Origin of the sequence: Mesorhizobium sp. LNJC394B00 (genome assembly GCF_000502555.1) — a bacterium.
In the GTDB taxonomy this organism is placed as follows: domain Bacteria; phylum Pseudomonadota; class Alphaproteobacteria; order Rhizobiales; family Rhizobiaceae; genus Mesorhizobium.
The window spans coordinates 492,332-509,513 of record NZ_AYWH01000001.1 but is presented as its reverse complement, the minus strand read 5'-3'; the positions used below and the strand labels follow the sequence as shown (position 1 = coordinate 509,513).

Annotated in this window: 19 protein-coding genes and 1 pseudogene; 8 read left to right on the top strand and 12 right to left on the bottom strand. The window is 62.8% G+C overall.

Translation table 11 applies throughout. The features are described from left to right. Nucleotides 1-59: 59 nt before the first annotated feature. The 7 genes and pseudogenes from cimA to cysS form a co-directional block, all read right to left on the bottom strand. Nucleotides 60-1,675: pseudogene (gene cimA, locus X751_RS01000000163430) on the bottom strand (citramalate synthase). Nucleotides 1,676-1,862: 187 nt separating this feature from the next. Continuing rightward, nucleotides 1,863-2,819 carry a prolyl aminopeptidase gene (gene pip / locus X751_RS161015; protein WP_023743783.1) on the bottom strand — a complete coding sequence of 319 codons (957 nt, stop codon included), beginning with the start codon at nt 2,817-2,819 and terminating at the stop codon, nt 1,863-1,865. A gap of 8 nt (nt 2,820-2,827) precedes the next feature. Beyond that, the gene (locus tag X751_RS161020; RefSeq protein ID WP_023743782.1) at nt 2,828-3,304 is read right to left on the bottom strand and encodes a GFA family protein; all 477 of its coding nucleotides are present in this window, start codon (nt 3,302-3,304) and stop codon (nt 2,828-2,830) included. After that, nucleotides 3,301-3,792, bottom strand: a complete 492-nt coding sequence (locus X751_RS161025) for a GFA family protein (RefSeq protein ID WP_023673573.1) — start codon at nt 3,790-3,792, stop codon at nt 3,301-3,303. The genes X751_RS161020 and X751_RS161025 overlap by 4 nt, the downstream gene beginning before the upstream one ends. A 22-nt stretch (nt 3,793-3,814) precedes the next feature. After that, nucleotides 3,815-4,201, bottom strand: coding sequence for a VOC family protein (locus X751_RS161030; protein WP_023692879.1), 387 nt, complete (start codon nt 4,199-4,201; stop codon nt 3,815-3,817). Further along, nucleotides 4,198-4,602, bottom strand: coding sequence for a DUF559 domain-containing protein (locus X751_RS161035; RefSeq protein WP_023743781.1), 405 nt, complete (start codon nt 4,600-4,602; stop codon nt 4,198-4,200). The genes X751_RS161030 and X751_RS161035 overlap by 4 nt, the downstream gene beginning before the upstream one ends. A gap of 178 nt (nt 4,603-4,780) precedes the next feature. Further along, nucleotides 4,781-6,214 (bottom strand): cysteine--tRNA ligase, encoded by a 1,434-nt coding sequence (gene cysS, locus X751_RS161040; protein ID WP_023743780.1) that lies wholly within the window; start codon nt 6,212-6,214, stop codon nt 4,781-4,783. Nucleotides 6,215-6,604: 390 nt separating this feature from the next. Between cysS and X751_RS1000000165155 the strand changes: the two genes are divergently transcribed. Beyond that, complete coding sequence (locus X751_RS1000000165155) at nt 6,605-6,760, top strand: hypothetical protein (RefSeq protein WP_023673568.1); 156 nt, start codon at nt 6,605-6,607, stop codon at nt 6,758-6,760. Nucleotides 6,761-6,897: 137 nt separating this feature from the next. Here X751_RS1000000165155 and X751_RS161045 read toward each other — a convergent pair whose 3' ends face one another. Next, nucleotides 6,898-7,656, bottom strand: coding sequence for an SOS response-associated peptidase (locus tag X751_RS161045; RefSeq protein WP_023743779.1), 759 nt, complete (start codon nt 7,654-7,656; stop codon nt 6,898-6,900). Between the two features lie 123 nt (nt 7,657-7,779). On the opposite strand from X751_RS161045, the gene X751_RS0132510 reads away from it, so the two are divergent. The 4 genes from X751_RS0132510 (at nt 7,780) to X751_RS161060 (ending at nt 10,128) form a co-directional block, all read left to right on the top strand. After that, nucleotides 7,780-8,187 carry an NUDIX hydrolase gene (locus X751_RS0132510; protein WP_031246861.1) on the top strand — a complete coding sequence of 136 codons (408 nt, stop codon included), beginning with the start codon at nt 7,780-7,782 and terminating at the stop codon, nt 8,185-8,187. A gap of 67 nt (nt 8,188-8,254) precedes the next feature. Beyond that, the gene (locus X751_RS161050) at nt 8,255-8,632 is read left to right on the top strand and encodes a TIGR02301 family protein (protein WP_023698666.1); all 378 of its coding nucleotides are present in this window, start codon (nt 8,255-8,257) and stop codon (nt 8,630-8,632) included. 328 nt (nt 8,633-8,960) lie between these two features. Then, on the top strand, nt 8,961-9,218 hold the full coding sequence (locus X751_RS161055) for a hypothetical protein (protein WP_023673564.1): 258 nt from the start codon (nt 8,961-8,963) through the stop codon (nt 9,216-9,218). A 106-nt stretch (nt 9,219-9,324) separates the two neighbouring features. Beyond that, entirely contained in the window at nt 9,325-10,128 is an 804-nt protein-coding gene (locus X751_RS161060) for a hypothetical protein (RefSeq protein WP_023743778.1), read from the top strand. Nucleotides 10,129-10,149: 21 nt separating this feature from the next. Here the strand turns inward: X751_RS161060 and X751_RS01000000163425 are convergent, their stop codons facing one another. The 3 genes from X751_RS01000000163425 to X751_RS161070 form a co-directional block, all read right to left on the bottom strand. Beyond that, the gene (locus X751_RS01000000163425) at nt 10,150-10,827 is read right to left on the bottom strand and encodes a nucleotidyl transferase AbiEii/AbiGii toxin family protein (protein WP_245265724.1); all 678 of its coding nucleotides are present in this window, start codon (nt 10,825-10,827) and stop codon (nt 10,150-10,152) included. 112 nt (nt 10,828-10,939) lie between these two features. Beyond that, entirely contained in the window at nt 10,940-11,167 is a 228-nt protein-coding gene (locus X751_RS161065) for a hypothetical protein (RefSeq protein ID WP_031246860.1), read from the bottom strand. Between the two features lie 54 nt (nt 11,168-11,221). Next, nucleotides 11,222-12,553 carry a dihydroorotase gene (locus tag X751_RS161070; RefSeq protein ID WP_023743776.1) on the bottom strand — a complete coding sequence of 444 codons (1,332 nt, stop codon included), beginning with the start codon at nt 12,551-12,553 and terminating at the stop codon, nt 11,222-11,224. 82 nt (nt 12,554-12,635) lie between these two features. On the opposite strand from X751_RS161070, the gene X751_RS161075 reads away from it, so the two are divergent. From X751_RS161075 to X751_RS161085, 3 genes are all read left to right on the top strand, one after another. After that, nucleotides 12,636-13,496, top strand: a complete 861-nt coding sequence (locus X751_RS161075) for a folate-binding protein YgfZ (RefSeq protein ID WP_023743775.1) — start codon at nt 12,636-12,638, stop codon at nt 13,494-13,496. Continuing rightward, a complete protein-coding gene (locus X751_RS161080; RefSeq protein ID WP_023670260.1) occupies nt 13,496-14,134 on the top strand; it encodes an HD family hydrolase in 639 nt (212 codons plus the stop codon). Before X751_RS161075 ends, X751_RS161080 begins: the two co-directional genes overlap by 1 nt. Before the next feature lie 67 nt (nt 14,135-14,201). Then, nucleotides 14,202-16,334 (top strand): EAL domain-containing protein, encoded by a 2,133-nt coding sequence (locus X751_RS161085; RefSeq protein WP_023743774.1) that lies wholly within the window; start codon nt 14,202-14,204, stop codon nt 16,332-16,334. Here the strand turns inward: X751_RS161085 and X751_RS161090 are convergent. Next, on the bottom strand, nt 16,303-17,151 hold the full coding sequence (locus X751_RS161090; protein ID WP_031194164.1) for an AraC family transcriptional regulator: 849 nt from the start codon (nt 17,149-17,151) through the stop codon (nt 16,303-16,305). The two genes, X751_RS161085 and X751_RS161090, sit on opposite strands and share 32 nt — an antisense overlap. Nucleotides 17,152-17,182 lie beyond the last annotated feature (31 nt).

Sequence of the window (17,182 nt, the reverse complement as noted above, 5' to 3'; positions counted from 1 at the left end):
GGGGCGGCGCCAGTTCCTCGCCCCACTTCGGGGGGCGAGGAAACCCACGTCTTGCAACCCTACTCCGCCGCCACCAATCCCGCCATGTCGCGGTTCTTCATCAGCTTGTAGACGATCGAATCCATCAGCGCCTGGAAGGAGGCGTCGATTATGTTTTCCGACACGCCGACCGTCCACCAGCGTGCGCCGGTGCCGTCATGCGATTCGATCAGGACGCGAGTGATCGCCTCGGTGCCGCCATTGAGGATACGCACCTTGAAATCGGCGAGCTCCATGTCGGCGATCTCGCTCTGGAATTTGCCGAGGTCCTTGCGCAACGCGATGTCGAGCGCGTTGACCGGGCCGTGGCCTTCGGCCACCGACATCTTCTCCTCGCCCTCGACCATCACCTTGACGATGGCTTCGGAGACCGTCTTCAACTGGCCGTTGGCATCGAAGCGGCGCTCGACCATGCAGCGGAACGAAGTGACGTTGAAGAACTCCGGCAGGCCGTGCAGCATATTGCGCGCCAACAGCTCGAAGGAGGCATCGGCGCCCTCATAGGCGTAGCCCTCGGCCTCGCGCTCCTTGACCACCGAGATCAGCGCATCGAGACGATGGTCGTCTCTGGGCACATCGATGCCGCGCCGCTTCAGCTCGGCGAGGAAATTGGCCTTGCCGCCCTGGTCCGAAACCATAACGCGGCGGCGGTTGCCTACCGCCTCGGGCGGTACATGTTCATAGGTCGCCGGCTCCTTGGCCAGTGCGGAGGCATGGATGCCGGCCTTGGTGGCGAAGNACGAGGCCGCGAAAATAGCCGGTCATGAGGCCGAGCGCGGTTCAGCAATTCGTCGAAGGCGCGGGAAAGCCGGGATATCCCGGTCAGCGCCTCGGCCGAGATGCCAGTTTCGAAGCGATCGGCGAAAGCCGGCTTCAGCGCCAGCGTCGGTACGATCGAGACCAGATTAGCGTTGCCGCAGCGCTCGCCGATGCCGTTCAGCGTGCCCTGGATCTGGCGCACGCCGGCCTCGACGGCGGCGAGCGAATTGGCCACCGCTTGGCCGGTGTCGTCATGGGCATGGATGCCGAGATGGCCGCCCGGAATACCTGAAACAATGACCTTGTCGACGATGGCGCGCACTTCCGAGGGCTGCGTGCCACCATTGGTGTCGCACAACACCACCCAGCGCGCGCCGGCATCATAGGCGGTCCTGGCGCAGGCCAGTGCGTAGTCCGGATTGGCCTTGAAGCCGTCGAAGAAATGCTCGCAATCGACCATCGCTTCCTTGCCGGCGGCAACAGCTGCTTCGACCGACGCGTTGATCGAGTCGAGGTTTTCCTCATTGGTGCAGCCGAGCGCGACGCGGACATGATAGTCCCAGCTCTTGGCGACGAAGCAGATGGCGTCGGACTTGGACTGCACGAGCGCTGCCAGGCCCGGGTCGTTGGATGCCGACACGCCTGCCCGCTTGGTCATGCCGAAGGCGACGAACTTTGCCTTCGCCGTGCGCTTCTGCCGGAAGAAGGCGGTGTCGGTCGGATTGGCGCCGGGATAGCCGCCTTCGACATAGTCCATGCCGAACTCATCGAGCAGCTTGGCAATCGCGATCTTGTCCTCGACGGAAAAGTCGATGCCCGGCGTCTGCTGGCCATCGCGGAGGGTTGTGTCGAAGAGATAGAGGCGTTGTTTGGTCATTGTTCTGTTGGCGCGCGAGCACCCCCCTCTGGCCTGCCGGCCATTTCCCCCTCAAGGGGGAAGATCGGCAGCTTTAGCGTCGGATCGTTTCCTGCAGCGACGGAGATTTGCGAAAGCGCCGATGACAGCCAATCTCCCCCCTTGAGGGGGAGATGTCCGGCAGGACAGAGGGGGGTGCCACGCGCTGTCATTTCCCCGCAAACCCATCCGTCGCGCGTATCAGCCGATCCAGAATCCCCGGCTCCGAATAGGAATGGCCGGCGCCTTCGATGAGGTGGAAATCCGCCTTCGGCCAGGCCTTGTGCAGGGCCCAGGCATAGCGCGCCGGGCACGGCATGTCGTAGCGGCCGTGGACGATTGTGCCGGGAATATCCGCGAGCTTATGGGCATCGCGCAGAAGCTGCCCCTCCTCCAGCCAGCCGGCGTGGACGAAATAGTGGTTCTCGATGCGGGCAAAGGCGATGGCGAAGTCGTCCTCGCCGAACTTGTCGCTGGTCTCCGGCTCCGGTAGCAGCGTGATCGTCTCACCTTCCCACAGGCTCCAGGCAAGGGCGGCTTCCAGCTGCGCCTTGCCATCGGCGCCGACCAACCGCCTGCGGTAAGCGGCCATCATGTCGCCGCGCTCGGCTTCAGGAATTGGCGCCAGGAAACGCTCCCATTTGTCGGGGAACATCTCGGAGACGCCGAACTGATAGTACCATTCGAGTTCGGCGCGGGTCAGCGTGTAGATGCCGCGCACGACAAGCTCGCTGACGCGATTAGGATGCGTCTCGGCATAGGCCAGCGCCAGCGTCGAGCCCCACGAGCCGCCGAACACCAGCCATTTTTCGAAGCCGCACATCTCACGCAGCCGCTCGATGTCGGCAACCAGGTGCCAGGTGGTGTTGGCCTCGAGCGAGGCGTTGGGTGTCGATTTCCCGCAGCCGCGCTGGTCGAACAGGATGACGTCGTAAAGCTTCGGGTCGAACAATTGCCGATGTTTTGGCGAGAAGCCGCCGCCGGGACCGCCATGCAGGAAAACGGCCGGCTTGGCGCCCCTGGTTCCGGAGCGCTCCCAGTAGATATGATGGCCGTCGCCGACATCGAGCATGCCGGACTCGAACGCCTCGATCTCTGGATAAAGAGTACGAAGTTCACTGTTCATTCCATTGCTCATATCTTCAGGCCGTGCGCGGGCCAGTCCGTGGTTTCGTGGTCGGGATGCTGGAAGGAGATGATCTGCTCCTGGCGGGAGTAGAAATCCGGATCCTGATGCACGGGCTGGTCAAAGATCGTTTCCACCCAAGGCAATCGGACCGCGTAGTTGACCTGGATCTGCGGCGCCAGATCGGAGCGGTCGTCGAAGGCGCCGATGGCGATCTCCAGTGCGCCAGGTTGGCGATAGGTCAGCGGTGTACCGCAGCGGGCACAGAAGCCGCGATCGATGTTGACCGACGACTGGAAATAGGTGGGCTCTTCGCGCATCCATTCGACGCCATCCTTGGGCACTGTCACCAGCGCGCCGAAAAACGAACCGAACTGTTTCTGGCACATGCGGCAATGGCAGATGGACGCCCGGCCGAGCTTGCCCTTGATGCGGAAACGCACGGCACCGCACTGGCAGCCGCCGGTTCGAACTTCATCGGTCATAACTTTTCCTCTGGCGGCCATTGTTCGGTGTCATGGTCGGGATGCTGGTAGGAGACGAGCTCGGCGAGATAAGGCGCCGACGACATGTCGGCCATAGTGTCCTCGCCCGGCAATTGCGGGATGGTATCGACATAGGGAAGTTTTGCCTCCGTGCCCCACTGGATCAGCGGCACGATATCAGCCGGATTGTCGAAGGCGCCGATGGCGAGGCCGATGCCGTCGGGCGCGGTAAAGGTCAGCGGCGTGCCGCAATTGGCGCAAAAGCCACGATCGACATGGCTGGACGAGGCGAAATATTTCGGTTCGCCGCGCGTCCAGTCGAGTTTGGCGCCACGCACCGAGACCAGGGGCGCGTAAAATGAGCCGAACGCCTTCTGGCACATGCGGCAATGGCAGATCGAGGCGTCACCCAGCGCACCCTCGACGCGAAAGCGCACCGCGCCGCACTGGCAGCCGCCGGTGTAGATCGGCCGGTTGTCGAGGCTCATGGCGTTTCACTCCGTTTCATAGTCATTCGGGCGCATGGCAGACGGCCTCGACATTGTTGCCGTCGGGATCCAAGACGAAGGCGCCGTAATAGTCCGGGTGATAATGCGGGCGCAGCCCCGGCCCGCCATTGTCCTTGCCGCCGGCGGCGAGCGCCGCGGCATGGAAGGCGTCGACCTCGGCGCGGCTGCGCGCGGTGAAGGCGACGTGCTGATGGGTCCTCGGCTTGTCATCGCTGGCCTGCAGCCAGAACACCGGCCGGTCGCGGCCATAACCGCCGACCTTGGCGCCGCCGGTATATTCCAGTGGCACCATGTAGATCAGCGAGGCGCCAAGCGGCGCCATCGCCTGGTCATAAAAGGCTTTCGACGCGTCGAAGTCGGCGACATTGATGCCGAGATGGTCGATCATGAAACAAGCTCCTCCCTTGCTGGCGCCGGCACGTCGGCGCCGGCCAAGCCGGCCCCGATGACGATGTGCTGGCAGACATTGTCGATATCGCGGATGACGTCGTCGTTCCAGAAGCGCAGGATGGTCCAGCCCAGCGCTTCCAGCTTGGCGGTTCGCGCGGCGTCAGATGCTGATGCTTCGGCCTGAGCGTGCTGAGAACCGTCCAACTCGACGATCAGCTTTTTGATAGGGCAGGCGAAATCGACGATGTAACCGGCGATCGGCATCTGGCGCCGGAAGGCCAGTCCCATGAGCCGGTGGGCGCGTATCTCATTCCAGACTTTTAGTTCTGCGTCTGCCATGGCTTTGCGCATCTTGCGCGCGTTGCCGCGATTGATGGGAGATACGCGATAATGGTTCATCGCGAGGCACCCCCCCTCTGTCCTACCGGACATCTCCCCCTCAGGGGGGAGATCAGCAGTTTCAATGACGGCTCCAACCCTTGAACGTCGGCGATTGGCGAAAGCCGACGCGCCGTCCAATCTCCCCCCTTGAGGGGGAGATGTCCGGCAGGACAGAGGTGGGTGCCTAGCGCCACCCTCACCGCTTCACCTCCCACGTCGTCACGCGTTCGTTGGTAACAGGATCCTTGCCGTCCTTCAGCTGCACGCCTTGCTCCAGAAGCTCGTCGCGGATGCGGTCAGCTTCGGCCCAGTTTTTGGCGGCGATGAACTCCAGGCGCTGCGCGATCAACTTGGCAACGCTGTCCTCATCCACGGCGGCCGCGCCGATATCGAAGCCGAGGAACGACAGCGATGCCTTCAGCGATGCGGCCGCTTCGTTGCCCTCCGCGGCCTCACCGGCAAGCTGCGTGAGCTGCTGGAAGGCGGCATAGGTGGCGAGGTCGTCAGACAGCGCCGCCACAACCTCCGCCGGAACTTGCCCTGCCGACGGGGAGAGATCGGCGGCGCGCTTCCATTTGCGCAGCGTATTCTCGGCCTCTTCCAGCTTGCGTACGGAAAAATCGATCGGCTCGCGGTAATGCGTCATCAGCATCGCCAGCCGCAGCACCTCGCCCGGCCATTTGCGGCCGCCGAAAGTGTCGGTTTCCAGCAGTTCGGCGATGGCGTAGAAATTGCCGACGCTCTTCGACATTTTCTGGCCCTCGACCTGCAGGAAGCCGTTGTGCATCCAGACATTGGCCATGACGTCGGTGCCGTGGGCGCAACGCGACTGGGCGATCTCGTTCTCATGGTGCGGGAAGATCAGGTCGAGGCCGCCGCCATGGATGTCGAAGACGTCGCCGAGATAGGCGGCCGACATGGCCGAGCACTCGATATGCCAACCGGGCCGGCCCCTGCCCCATGGGCTGTCCCAGCCGGGCTCCTCCGGTGACGACAATTTCCACAGCACGAAATCCCCCGGGCTCCTCTTGTGAGCGTCGACGGCAATTCGCGCACCGGCCTGCTGTTCGTCGAGATTGCGCTTCGACAGCTCGCCATAATCCGGCATCGAGGCGGTGTCGAACAGCACTTCGCCGGCGGCGACATAGGCGTGGCCGCGTTCGATCAAACGTTCGATGAGGGTGATCATGTCAACCTTGCCGTCGGCGCGGCGCGCGACGAACTCGGTGGCGCGTGGCTCGACCGTCGGCGGCAAGCAGCCGAGTGCGGTGACATCCTTGTGGTACTGATCGGCGGTTTTTTCGGTGACGCGGCGGATCGCCTCGTTGAGCGTCAGGCTTCCCGACGCGATCTCGGCGCCGAAATCGCGCAGCGCGCGGGCGTTTATCTTGTCGTCGACATCTGTGATGTTGCGCACATACGTGACACCAGCCTCGCCATAGAGGTGACGCAGCAAACGGAACAGCACGTCGAAGACGATCGCCGGACGCGCATTGCCGATGTGGGCAAAGTCGTAGACGGTTGGGCCGCAGACATACATGCGCACATTCGACGGGTCGATCGGGAGGAACACGTCCTTCGTCCGCGTTAGCGTGTTGTAGAGGCTGAGACCCTTCGATGCGTCAGACATGCGTGCCCTTCCGGCCCGTTAAGTTCTGGATGGAGTCTAACCTGTGCCAAGGCACAAATCGGCTCCAGCCTGCTGGCCGGGGCGTTTGTCCACTCTGGGGAAAGATGAGGCGAAAACGTCCGGACCAGCGCGAAGCTAGCCAATAATGCAAATGCCACAAATGGCGGAAAACGTTTTCATCGGCGGCTTTATCGCCTTGGCCGGTGTTGCCGTCAAGTCGCAACTTCCGGCAAAAGCGTCGCTGGATCATAGGTCAGGAGCCGCTGAAACATTTTATTAAACATGTCGGCACAGTCATGAAACATTCGCCGGCTAGTCCACCATAGGTCACGATTCGGTCAGATTCGGCCGGCAAACGCAGACACGGAAATGTTACCAGGGAAGAGATCGATGTCACGAACCAAGCAGGAATCGAGCCGCGCCAAGCAACCGGCGCTCGCCAACCACTACCGTGCGATCGGCCCGGCCGCGATCGTCGCCGCCCTTCTCCATACCGCGAAGAATAAAAAGCCGGCGCCGAAAATCACTTCGCCCCGCGCTGCCTGAACAGGCATCGTGCCGGCCGCCGACAAGGCGTGCGCCGGAACGGAAGGCTGAGGGCCCATAGCGCGCCTGAAAACAACAGCTCTTCCTATTGAGCAGGTTCTTCCCGAAGACCGGACCTGGCTTCTTGGGAGCGCGCTCTAAAACAGCGTCATCTGACTGTCGTCCGCGCCGGGCTTCTGGCGCCTGACCTTGTCGGGCTCGACGATGCCCATGTCCTGTATCTCCGGCCCGGTGTTGGCGACCTTGTTGACGAGGTCGGAGACCGGAATTGCCTCGAAGAAATCGGGCAGCGCGGGTTTGAGCAGGTCGGCCACATCGCGCGGCTCGAGCGTGCGGCAGTCCAGCCAGCGGGCAAAATCTTCAGGCGCGATCACCACCGGCATCCGGTCATGGATATGGGCGATGCCGGCATTGGCGTTGATGGTAAGAATGGCGCCGGTGTCCATTTCCGAACCGCCCGGCTCGGCATAGGTTTCAATCAGCCCGGCAAAGGCGATCAACCCGCCATGCCTCGGCCGTATCCAGTAGGGCTGGCCCTTCTTGCCGCTGCCGGATTGCTGCCACTCATAGAAGCCGGAGGCCGGCACCAAGGCACGGCGATGGCGCATGGCGGCTTTGAACGAGGCTTTTTCAATAGCGCCTTCCGAACGCGCGTTGATGAGCAACGGAAATTCCCTGGTGTCCTTGACCCAGGTGGGGATCAGCCCCCAGCGCACCAGCATCGCCTGGCGATCCGGGAAATTCGAGCCCGGCATGCGCGGCGGTCCCGACAGCGCCATCAGCACCGGCTGCGTCGGCGCGATGTTGTAGCGGGCCGGAAAATCGTCCAGCTCCGCCAGGCCGAGCAAGGCGGCGGTCTGGTCGGGCGTCGCGGTCAGGGCAAAGCGTCCGCACATTGGCAAGCTCGATGAATTGATCCGATCGCGAACGTGGCGATGGAACCGGCGCTGCGCAACCGCTAAAGCTGCTCGCTGCCAGCCGGTCCACAGGGTGGGCCTCACATAAGCGAATCGATATCGATGAACGAACAGCGCAAGACACTTCCCGCAGTCTCGGTCGCCGTCGTGCGCGGCAGGACGGTGCTGCTGGTCAAACGGGCGCGGCCGCCGTCGCAGGGGCTTTATGCCTTTCCCGGCGGCAAGGTCGAGCCCGGCGAGACGCTGCAAGAAGCAGCAGTGCGAGAATTGCTGGAGGAAACCGGGCTGCGGGCGCAGGACTATCGTCCGCTTCGCGACATCCACATCGACGGCAGCGGCGAGAATCACCCGGTCGACTATCTGCTGACCGTGTTCGGCGCCGTTTATGCCGGCGGCGAAGCGACGGCCAGCGACGATGCCGAGACCGCCGTCTTCTATAGTCTTGATGAAATGGCGACGCTGCCGCTCGCGGGTGACGTCATGGAGGTGGCTGAAGAGCTTTTGGCCTGAAGCAGGCCCATATCTGCCGCTCCGAGAATCGCCTTGCAGGCGACAAAATGTTTCGTCAGATAGACTTATGACCCGCGCCTCGCTGTTCCTTGCCGCATGCATCGCCACCGCCACGGCTTTTGCCGTGCAGCCGGCGCTGGCCGCCGAGTCGCCGTTCGAGCCCGGGCTGATGCGACTGGCCGAGGTGCTGGGGTCGCTGCATTTCCTGCGCAATCTGTGCGGCGAAAAGGGCGACCAGTGGCGCACCGAGATGGAAAAGCTGATCGATTCGGAAAATCCCGATCCGGAGCGGCGTGCCCGCTTCATCGCCAGCTTCAACCGCGGTTACCGTTCCTTCGGCGGCACCTATACCCAATGCACGCCGTCAGCGACCGAAGCCATCAGCCGCTACATGAAGGAAGGCGAGACGCTGTCGCGCGACATCGCCTCGCGTTACGGCAACTGACGAGCGCCAGACGGCGTTTAGCTAACGCCTTTTCGAGCACCCGCCTTGTATCCACGGCACGTTGATGCAATCTTGGTGTTGCACTTGCGCAACAGTATTAACGAAACGTTAGCGCGCGAATGCGGAATTAACTCAAACTGAAGGTTTTCATCCCGCTCACCGGTCTAATCGGCTAAGTTTGAATCGGACCGAACGTAGGCGACGAAGTTTGTAAAGACGATCAAAAAAATGTCGTATTTACAGATACTTACTTAGCCTGCGTGAGATAGGGGCAGCCCAAGCCGGATCCGACCCGTCGGACCGCCGCTTGAAAAGGTGGACATCGCAAATGGAACATGGCGTCAACGACATCGACGCGCTGGTCAGGGAAGAAAAGCGCCTGACCGCGGTGGAAAGCCATAGCGAGGCCTGGGCGGAAGGTCTGTCGGCCGGCATAGAACCTGAAATCATCGCCGAGGCAGCGCTTGAAACCGCGTTCGGCGAGATGCTGCGAGCCAATGGCGAAACCTCGGCCCTTGCCCTGCTCGATCGCATGCGTGAAAAGGTGATCGCCGGCGCCTTCGAGCCGGAGCGGTTTCGGCACTAGGCGTCGCGCGTCTCAGAGGGTGCACTGCCAGCTTACCGGTTCTTTGACGACGGCGAGTCGTTTGGGCATCATGCCTGAAGAGCCTAGGCCCAAGGAGAGGCAAGCGGTGAATTTTTCGATGTCAGGCCGGCCTCGCGGCGTGGCCCTCAGCATCTGGCTTGCCGCTTCCTGCGCCGCGGGTCCGCTGGCGTTTGTCCTGACCAGCAACCCTGCCTACGCGTTGAGCGAGATCAAGCGCGAGGAGCTTCCAGCTCCTGCCGGGCCACCAGCCAATGGTGAGACGGCGCCGTCTGAAAATTCAGTGCCAATGCCCGATCTGCCCGGCACGGCGCCACCGGCCGCCAGCCAGCCGAAATCGCCCACGGAGCCCGAACAAAGCCAACCGGAAGCCCCCGCCAACGATGGCGGCGTGGCCAACCCGCGTGCCGATCCAGAAGCGCCGGTGCCCGAAGTCGTCTATGACCTTTCCAAATTGCCCGAGCCCGTCAGGCGCATGCGCGATCTGATGGTCGAGTCCTGCGTAAGCGGCGACATCGAGAAGCTGCGGCCGCTGATCGGCAAGGGCGACACCATGACCCAATTGTCGCTGGGCGAAATCGAGGGCGACCCGATCGCCTTCCTGAAAGGGCTATCGGGCGACAAGGAAGGTCAGGAAATCCTCGCTATCCTGGAAGAGGTGCTCAATGCCGGCTATGTCCATGTAGACGTCGGCACACCGCAGGAACTCTATGTCTGGCCATATTTCTTCGCCCTGCCGCTGGACAAGCTCAACGCCAGGCAGCGGGTCGAACTGTTCAAGATCGTCACCGCCGGCGACTATGACGACATGAAGCAGTTCGGCGCCTACATCTTCTACCGCGTCGGCATCACGCCGGCCGGGCAGTGGACATTTTTCGTCGCCGGGGATTGAACGGCGATTCCCCTGGGATGGCTACTGGCTAGGGCTAGAAAGCTCGAGGCCTGTGTCAGGCCATATGCGGATACCTTCATTTCGAAGGGCCGAAATCGCTTCGACCGCCGCGTTGGGATCCATTTGCAGCACCTCGGCGGCATGCCGCAATTCTTCCTTGTCCCGCAGCCTGTTTACCACCCAAGCCACCTTGCGCTCGATATCCACGCCATAGGCCGCCTTCGCCTTGCCAACAGCGTCGCTCGGGATTTCCTTATAGATGCCAACCAGCACTCCAAGATCGATGGCATCGCGATATGCAATTGCACGGTCCTGACATCGATCCGCGTTCGCCAGCAACTTCTCGGCAAACATATCCGCCGGGACCAGGGCGGATACATTCAGATCGTCGTCGAAATGGCCTCGCAGTTTTATGCGGCCTTCGCGGATGACTTCAAACTTGATCGTTTGGCCTTTCAACCGCACGATCGTCCGCAAGCCATATTGATCGATCTGGAAGTCCCGAACAGCCTCAACCGGCTCAGGAAAGAATGCTCTAATGCCACGTTCGGCTGCGGAGGTCCGCAATTCGCGATAGCCATCGCTGTCGGCACACAGGAAGTCCACATCCAGTGAGCGGCGATATTCCCCGAATTTCATAACGATCGCAGTGCCACCGCCGAACCAGCACTGGTTTGCGGTCAGGAAATGGCGATCCATCAATCGAGCGCTTCGGCAATGATCTGGTGCTCGGGCCTCTTGAATTCCATCATGACGCTCGCGGTGTGTCCTGTTGATATTCCGGCTGCGAGGAACGATCAGGTGAGGGAAATCAGCCGGCGGTCAAGAGCACGCCGTGACCGAATTTGTCTGCCAAACTTTGGACAAGCATCTTCTCACGCATAGTAAGACGCTTTTGATCGACAAACCGCCAATTATGCTCATACAGCGCAAATGCCTCTTCGGCCGGAATCGGGCGTGCCGCATCGCGGTTCCAGGCGAGCGCCTGGAGCTCCGGAAACTCCGCAGGGACAATCATGGGCGCGATATCTGCGTTCATAATGCCCTTAACGTAGTGGATAGCGCTTAAAAAATCCAACGCAGCAAGAAACCGCTAAGCCGGCAGCGCCTCGGAAAACTCCACCGGCCTGCCCTGTCCTGGCGTGACGATCTCGCCTTCCCACATCACGCGACGACCGCGCACGATGGTGCCGATCGGCCAGCCGGTGACTTCCTTGCCGTCATAGGGCGTCCAGCCGGCCTTGGAGCCAGCTTGCGCATTGGTGATGGTCTCGCGCCGCTGGAGGTCGACAATGGTGAAATCGGCGTCATAGCCTGCGGCGATACGGCCTTTCCGGGCCATGCCGAAGATGCGCTGTGGGCCATGGCTGGAGAGGTCGACGAAGCGCTGCAGGGTCAGCCGGCCTGAATTGACATGGTCGAGCATGATCGGCACCAGCGTCTGCACCCCGGTCATGCCAGACGGTGAGGCCGGATAGGGCTTTGCCTTTTCGGCCAGCGTGTGGGGGGCGTGGTCGGAGCCGAGCACATCGACAATGCCTTGCGCAATGCCGTGCCAGACGCCGTCGCGATGGCGGGCCGCGCGAACCGGCGGATTCATCTGGATCAGCGTGCCCAGCCGCGCATAGTCGTCGGCGGTGAGCGTCAAATGGTGCGGCGTCCCCTCGCAGGTGGCGACATCCTTGTGCTGTTGGAGGAAGATGATTTCCTCGGCGGTGGAGATATGCAGCACATGGATGCGGGCGCGGGTGTTTCGCGCGATGCGCACCAGCCGCTCGGTGCAGCGAAGCGCCGCGATCTCGTCGCGCCAGACGGGATGCGATGACGGGTCGCCCTCGACGCGCAAGCCGAGGCGCTCGCGCAGCCGGAACTCGTCCTCCGAGTGAAAGGCGGCGCGGCGGCGGGTGTTGCGCAGGATCGATGCGACACCCTCGTCGTCCTCGACTAGCAGGTCGCCGGTGGACGAGCCCATGAACACCTTTATCCCGGCAGCACCCGGCAGCCGCTCGAGCTCACCGACATCATCGGCATTCTCGCGCGTGCCGCCAACCCAGAAGGCGAAGTCGCAATGCATCCGGCTGGTGGCGCGGCGCACCTTGTCGGCAAGCGCCGCCTCGCTGGTGGTCAGCGGATTGGTGTTGGGCATTTCGAAGACGGCGGTGACCCCGCCCAGCACAGCCGCGCGAGATCCACTCTCGAGATCTTCCTTGTGCTCCAGCCCCGGCTCGCGAAAATGCACCTGACTGTCGACGACGCCTGGCAGGACGTGCAGCCCGCGACAGTCGATCGCTTCGCCGGCCGAAGCTTGGCGAAGATCGCCTATTGCGACGATGCGACCACCCTTGACGCCGACATCGAGCGCGGCTTCGCCATCATGGTTGACCACAGTGCCGCCTGTCAGGATGAGGTCGTAGGTGGTGGCCATGGGCGTTCGGTCTCTTGCGGGGGGAGTATCGTCGGCTTACGTAAAGGCCGACTGTTTTGCAAGATCAGGTTCTTTGCCGCCCATGCCTTTTGCCCTGTTCAAAGACCGCGCCCTCATTTCCGTGTCAGGCCCGGATGCCGAGCATTTTTTGCAGAATATCCTCACCACCGACCTCGACACGCTGGCCGTCGACGCGGCAAAGCCAGGTGCGCTGCTTTCGCCGCAAGGCAAGATCCTGTTCGATTTCCTGATCTCGCGTAGCGGCGAGAACGCATTCCGGCTGGATTGCCGTGCCGACATCGCAGACGATTTCCTGCGCCGGCTGATGCTTTACAAGCTGCGCGCCAAGGCCGAGATTGCCAGGCAGGATCAAGTGCTTGTGACGGTTGGGTGGGGCGATGATTCAAGCGCTTCACAGTCTGATTCAACGGTACTTGCCGATGCCCGCTTCCGCGAGGTGGCTGTGAGCCGCTCCTATGGCGGCGCATCCGTAGGTGGCGACCCGGCTGCGTGGCAGGCGCTCCGCATCGCCAACGGCATTGCCGAAAGCGGTTCCGATTATCAGCTCGGCGATGCCTTCCCTCACGACGTGCTGCTCGACGAGACCGGCGGCGTCGGCTTCAAGAAAGGCTGCTATGTCGGCCAGGAAGTGGTCTCGCGCATGCAGCATCGCGGCACCGCCAGGCGCCGCGTGCTGATCGTTTCGGCCGACCGCGCCTTACCCGCGCCCGGCACGGAGCTGACGGTTGCGGGGCGGCCGGTCGGCACGCTCGGTTCCAGCGCGGGCACGGCCGGACTCGCCATTGCCCGCATCGACCGGGTCAAGGCGGCGCTCGACGCTGGCCAGCCGGTACTGGCCGGTGATGTCACCGTCTCGCTCGCCATCCCGTCCTGGGCGAAGTTCAGCTTTCCCAGGGAAGCCATCGGCGCGGAGGACGCCTGATGGCTGCCGATCGCGTCGGAGCGCCACCGCGCGCGTGGCAGCGCATGCTGTCGGGGCGGCGGCTCGACCTGCTCGATCCCTCGCCGCTCGACATCGAAATCTCAGACATCGCCCACGGGCTTGCCCGCGTTGCCCGCTGGAACGGGCAGACCCGCGGCGATCACGCCTTTTCGGTCGCCCAGCATTCCCTGCTGGTCGAGGCGCTGTTCAGCGAGTTGCAGCCGGACGCCTCGGCCAACGCTCAGTTGGCAGCACTGCTGCATGACGCGCCGGAATATGTCATCGGCGACATGATCTCGCCGTTCAAATCGGTAATGGGCGGCTCCTACAAGGAGTGTGAGCTGCGTCTCCAGCGCGCCATCCATCAGCGCTTTTCGCTGCCGCCCGAACTCGGCGTCGGCTTGCGCAAGGAGATCAAGCGCGCCGACCAGATCGCCGCCTATTACGAGGCGACGCTGCTTGCCGGTTTCTCGACCGCAGAAGCAACCGAGTTCTTCGGCCGGCCGCGCGGGTTCAATGCCGACCGCTTCGACTTTAAGCCGCACTCGGTGACCTCGGCGCAAGCTGCCTTCCTCAAACGCTACGCAACGCTTGAAAAGCAACGCCAGGCAACGGTTGCCGTGCATTCGGCGCAGTGAACATACGCTAAATTAACCAGCGGTAACCACAGTACCGGGTTTCGATCACGGTCAGCAGGCACGCCTCATGTCCGTTGCGCACGTCAAGGGTGGTTCGCCCGTCCGCAGACGGGGAGCCGGAGGCGTCGCCGCGCCACGGCAGATCGCCGACGAACTGCGCCACCAGAACGAGCGCTTTTCGGCGGCCGTCGAGAATATGTCGCACGGGCTGTGCATGTTCGACGCCGACGAGCGGATGATCATCTGCAACGGCAACTATATCAGCATCTTCTCCCTCGACGCGAAGATCGTGCGGCCCGGCATCGCGTTCCTGGACATTCTAAAGCACAGCGTCGACATCGGTGTCGCCTCACAGAGCGCCGAAGACCTGTATGCCATCCGCAAGCCCTATATCGAGCGCGCGCAAGCCTCGACCTACGAAGAAATACTGTCGGACGGACGCATCGTTTCCATCACGCACCGGCCGCTGGCCTCAGGCGGCTGGGTGTCGATCTATGAGGACATTACGGAGCAAAGGCGGGCCGAGCAGGAACTGAAGGAGCAGCACCGCCGCTTCGATGCGGCGCTCGCCAACATGTCGCAAGGCCTATTGATGTACGACGCCGAAGGCACGCTGATCGTGCGCAACCAGCGCTTCCTCGACCTCTACAAGGTCACGCCTGACGACTTCCCGCTCGGCATGAGCCAGCGCGCCCTGCTCGAACAGATGGTGCAACTGCGCATCTATCCGTCAATGGACATCGACGGCGAGATCGCCAACACCAGAGCCAGCCTGCAGGCCGGTGAGGAGCGTTCGACCGACCGCAGCCTTGCCGATGGCCGAACGCTGCTGGTTGCGCGCCGGCCGCTTACCGGTGGCGGCTGGGTGGCGACCTTCGAAGACATCACCGAGCGCCGGCGCGCCGAAGAGCGCATGAGCCACCTTGCCCATTACGACACGCTGACCGACCTGCCCAACCGCTCGATGTTTCGCGAACGGCTCGACCAGGCGATGGCCGGCGATACACCGTTGGCGATCTTCTCGCTCGACCTCGATCGCTTCAAGGCCGTCAACGACACCTGGGGACACCCTGCCGGCGACTGGCTGCTGAAATGCGTGGCTGAGCGGTTGCGGCACAGCCTGCGCAGCGACACCGATATGGTCGCCCGCCTCGGTGGCGACGAGTTCGCCATCCTGCAGTTCAATCCCAAAGGCTCCACCGATGCGGAACAACTGGCAAAACGCATCGTCGCTGTCGTCAGCCAGCCGTTTCGCGACAAGGGCCGCGAGATGCATGTCGGCATCAGCCTTGGCATCGCGCTGTATCCCGGTGACGGCAAGGACGCCGACACGCTTTTGAAGAACGCCGACATGGCGCTTTACAGCGGCAAGAGCGAAGGCCGCAACGTCTACCGCTTTTTCGAGCCCGGCATGGATGCCTTGGTGCGGGCGCGCCTGGCGCTCGAAACCGATCTCGAGACGGCACTGAAGCGGCGGGAGTTCGTGCTGGAGTTCCAGCCGATCACCAACATCGCGTCGGGCAAGATCGTCGGCGCCGAAGCGTTGATGCGGTGGAATTCACCGACGCGCGGCCTGGTGGCGCCCGACGATTTCATCGCAGCCGCCGAAGACAGCGGGCTGATCGTTCCGCTGGGCGAATGGGCGCTGAAACAGGCCTGCAGCGTGGCCGCCGGCTGGCCGCCTGGAATGCGCATCGCCGTCAATGTCTCGGCAGTGCAGATCAGAAGCGCCGACTTTGCCCGCAGCGTGATTTCGGCGCTGGCCGTTTCCGGCGTGCCGGCCAGCCGGCTCGAACTGGAAATCACCGAGACCGTGCTGATGGATGAGAGCGAGACGGTGCTGAAGACGCTGAGGCAGCTGCGCGAACTCGGTATCCGCATCGCGCTCGACGATTTCGGCACCGGCTATTCGTCGCTCGGCTATCTCAGGCGTTTTCCCGTCGACAAGATCAAGATCGACCGCTCCTTCATCCACGATATCGACAACAAGGACACGGCGGCGATCGTGCGCACGATCATCGGGCTTGGTGCCGAACTTGGCATCACCGTCACCGCCGAAGGCGTCGAGACCGAAGCGCAGCTCGACATATTGCGCAAGGCTGGCTGCGTCGAGGTGCAGGGCTTTCTGATCGGCATGCCGTCAAAGGCCGCCGACATGGCTCGACTTCTCAAGACGAGGGCAGCGTCCCGGCGCGCCTGAACATCCCCGGCGTCATTCCATGCGCGGCGCGGAAGGTGCGCGAGAGATGGCTTTGGTCGGAGAAGCCGGCCGCAAAGGCGGCACCGGCGAGATCTGAACCTTGCCGGATCAGCAGATCGGCACGGCGCAGCCTGCGGTCACGGATGAAGGCAGCAGGGGTGAGACCCAGCACTTTCCTGAAATCGCGGATAACTTGAAAGCGCGTCACGCCTGCGGCTTCAGCGAGCCGCTGCAAATCGAGGTCCGAGTTCAGATGGTCTTCGATGACCTGTTCATAGACCCGGAGCCGGCTTTTCGATCCGAAGCTTTCGACCGCCTCGCGCCGCCGGCCGCCCCAATCGCCATGGCGCAGGATGAGCTTGCGCAAGGCGATCAGCATGGATGTTTCGGCGCTCGTGGCATCACCCGATGTCGAAGCCAAGTGCGCGACGCCTACTGCCTGGACGAGATCGGCATCATCGACGATCGCTTGCGAAAACAACGGCGGGCGATCCTGCCCGAGTTCGTCCGCGATCGCACCCATGAGCGAGGCCGACGGATAGAAGGTGCGGTAAGCCCAACCCTGGTCGGCACCCGCCTCGCCGTCATGCCATATCTCCGGATTGACGAGCAGAACCGTGCCCGACCGCGCGAGGACAGTCTCGTTGCCGATGCGGACCCGCTCGCACCCTTGCGTGATCAGGGCGACGACATAGGTCGGGTGCGTGTGCAGCTGGTAGCGATGCCGCGTGAAGCGCGCCTTGAGCATGCCAAGATCGCGAAAGCGCGGATGACGCCAGAACTGCGTCGTCTCCTGAGGCTGTTGAATTCCAGACACGGTCAATCCTGTTCAAGACGCTGCCGGCGCA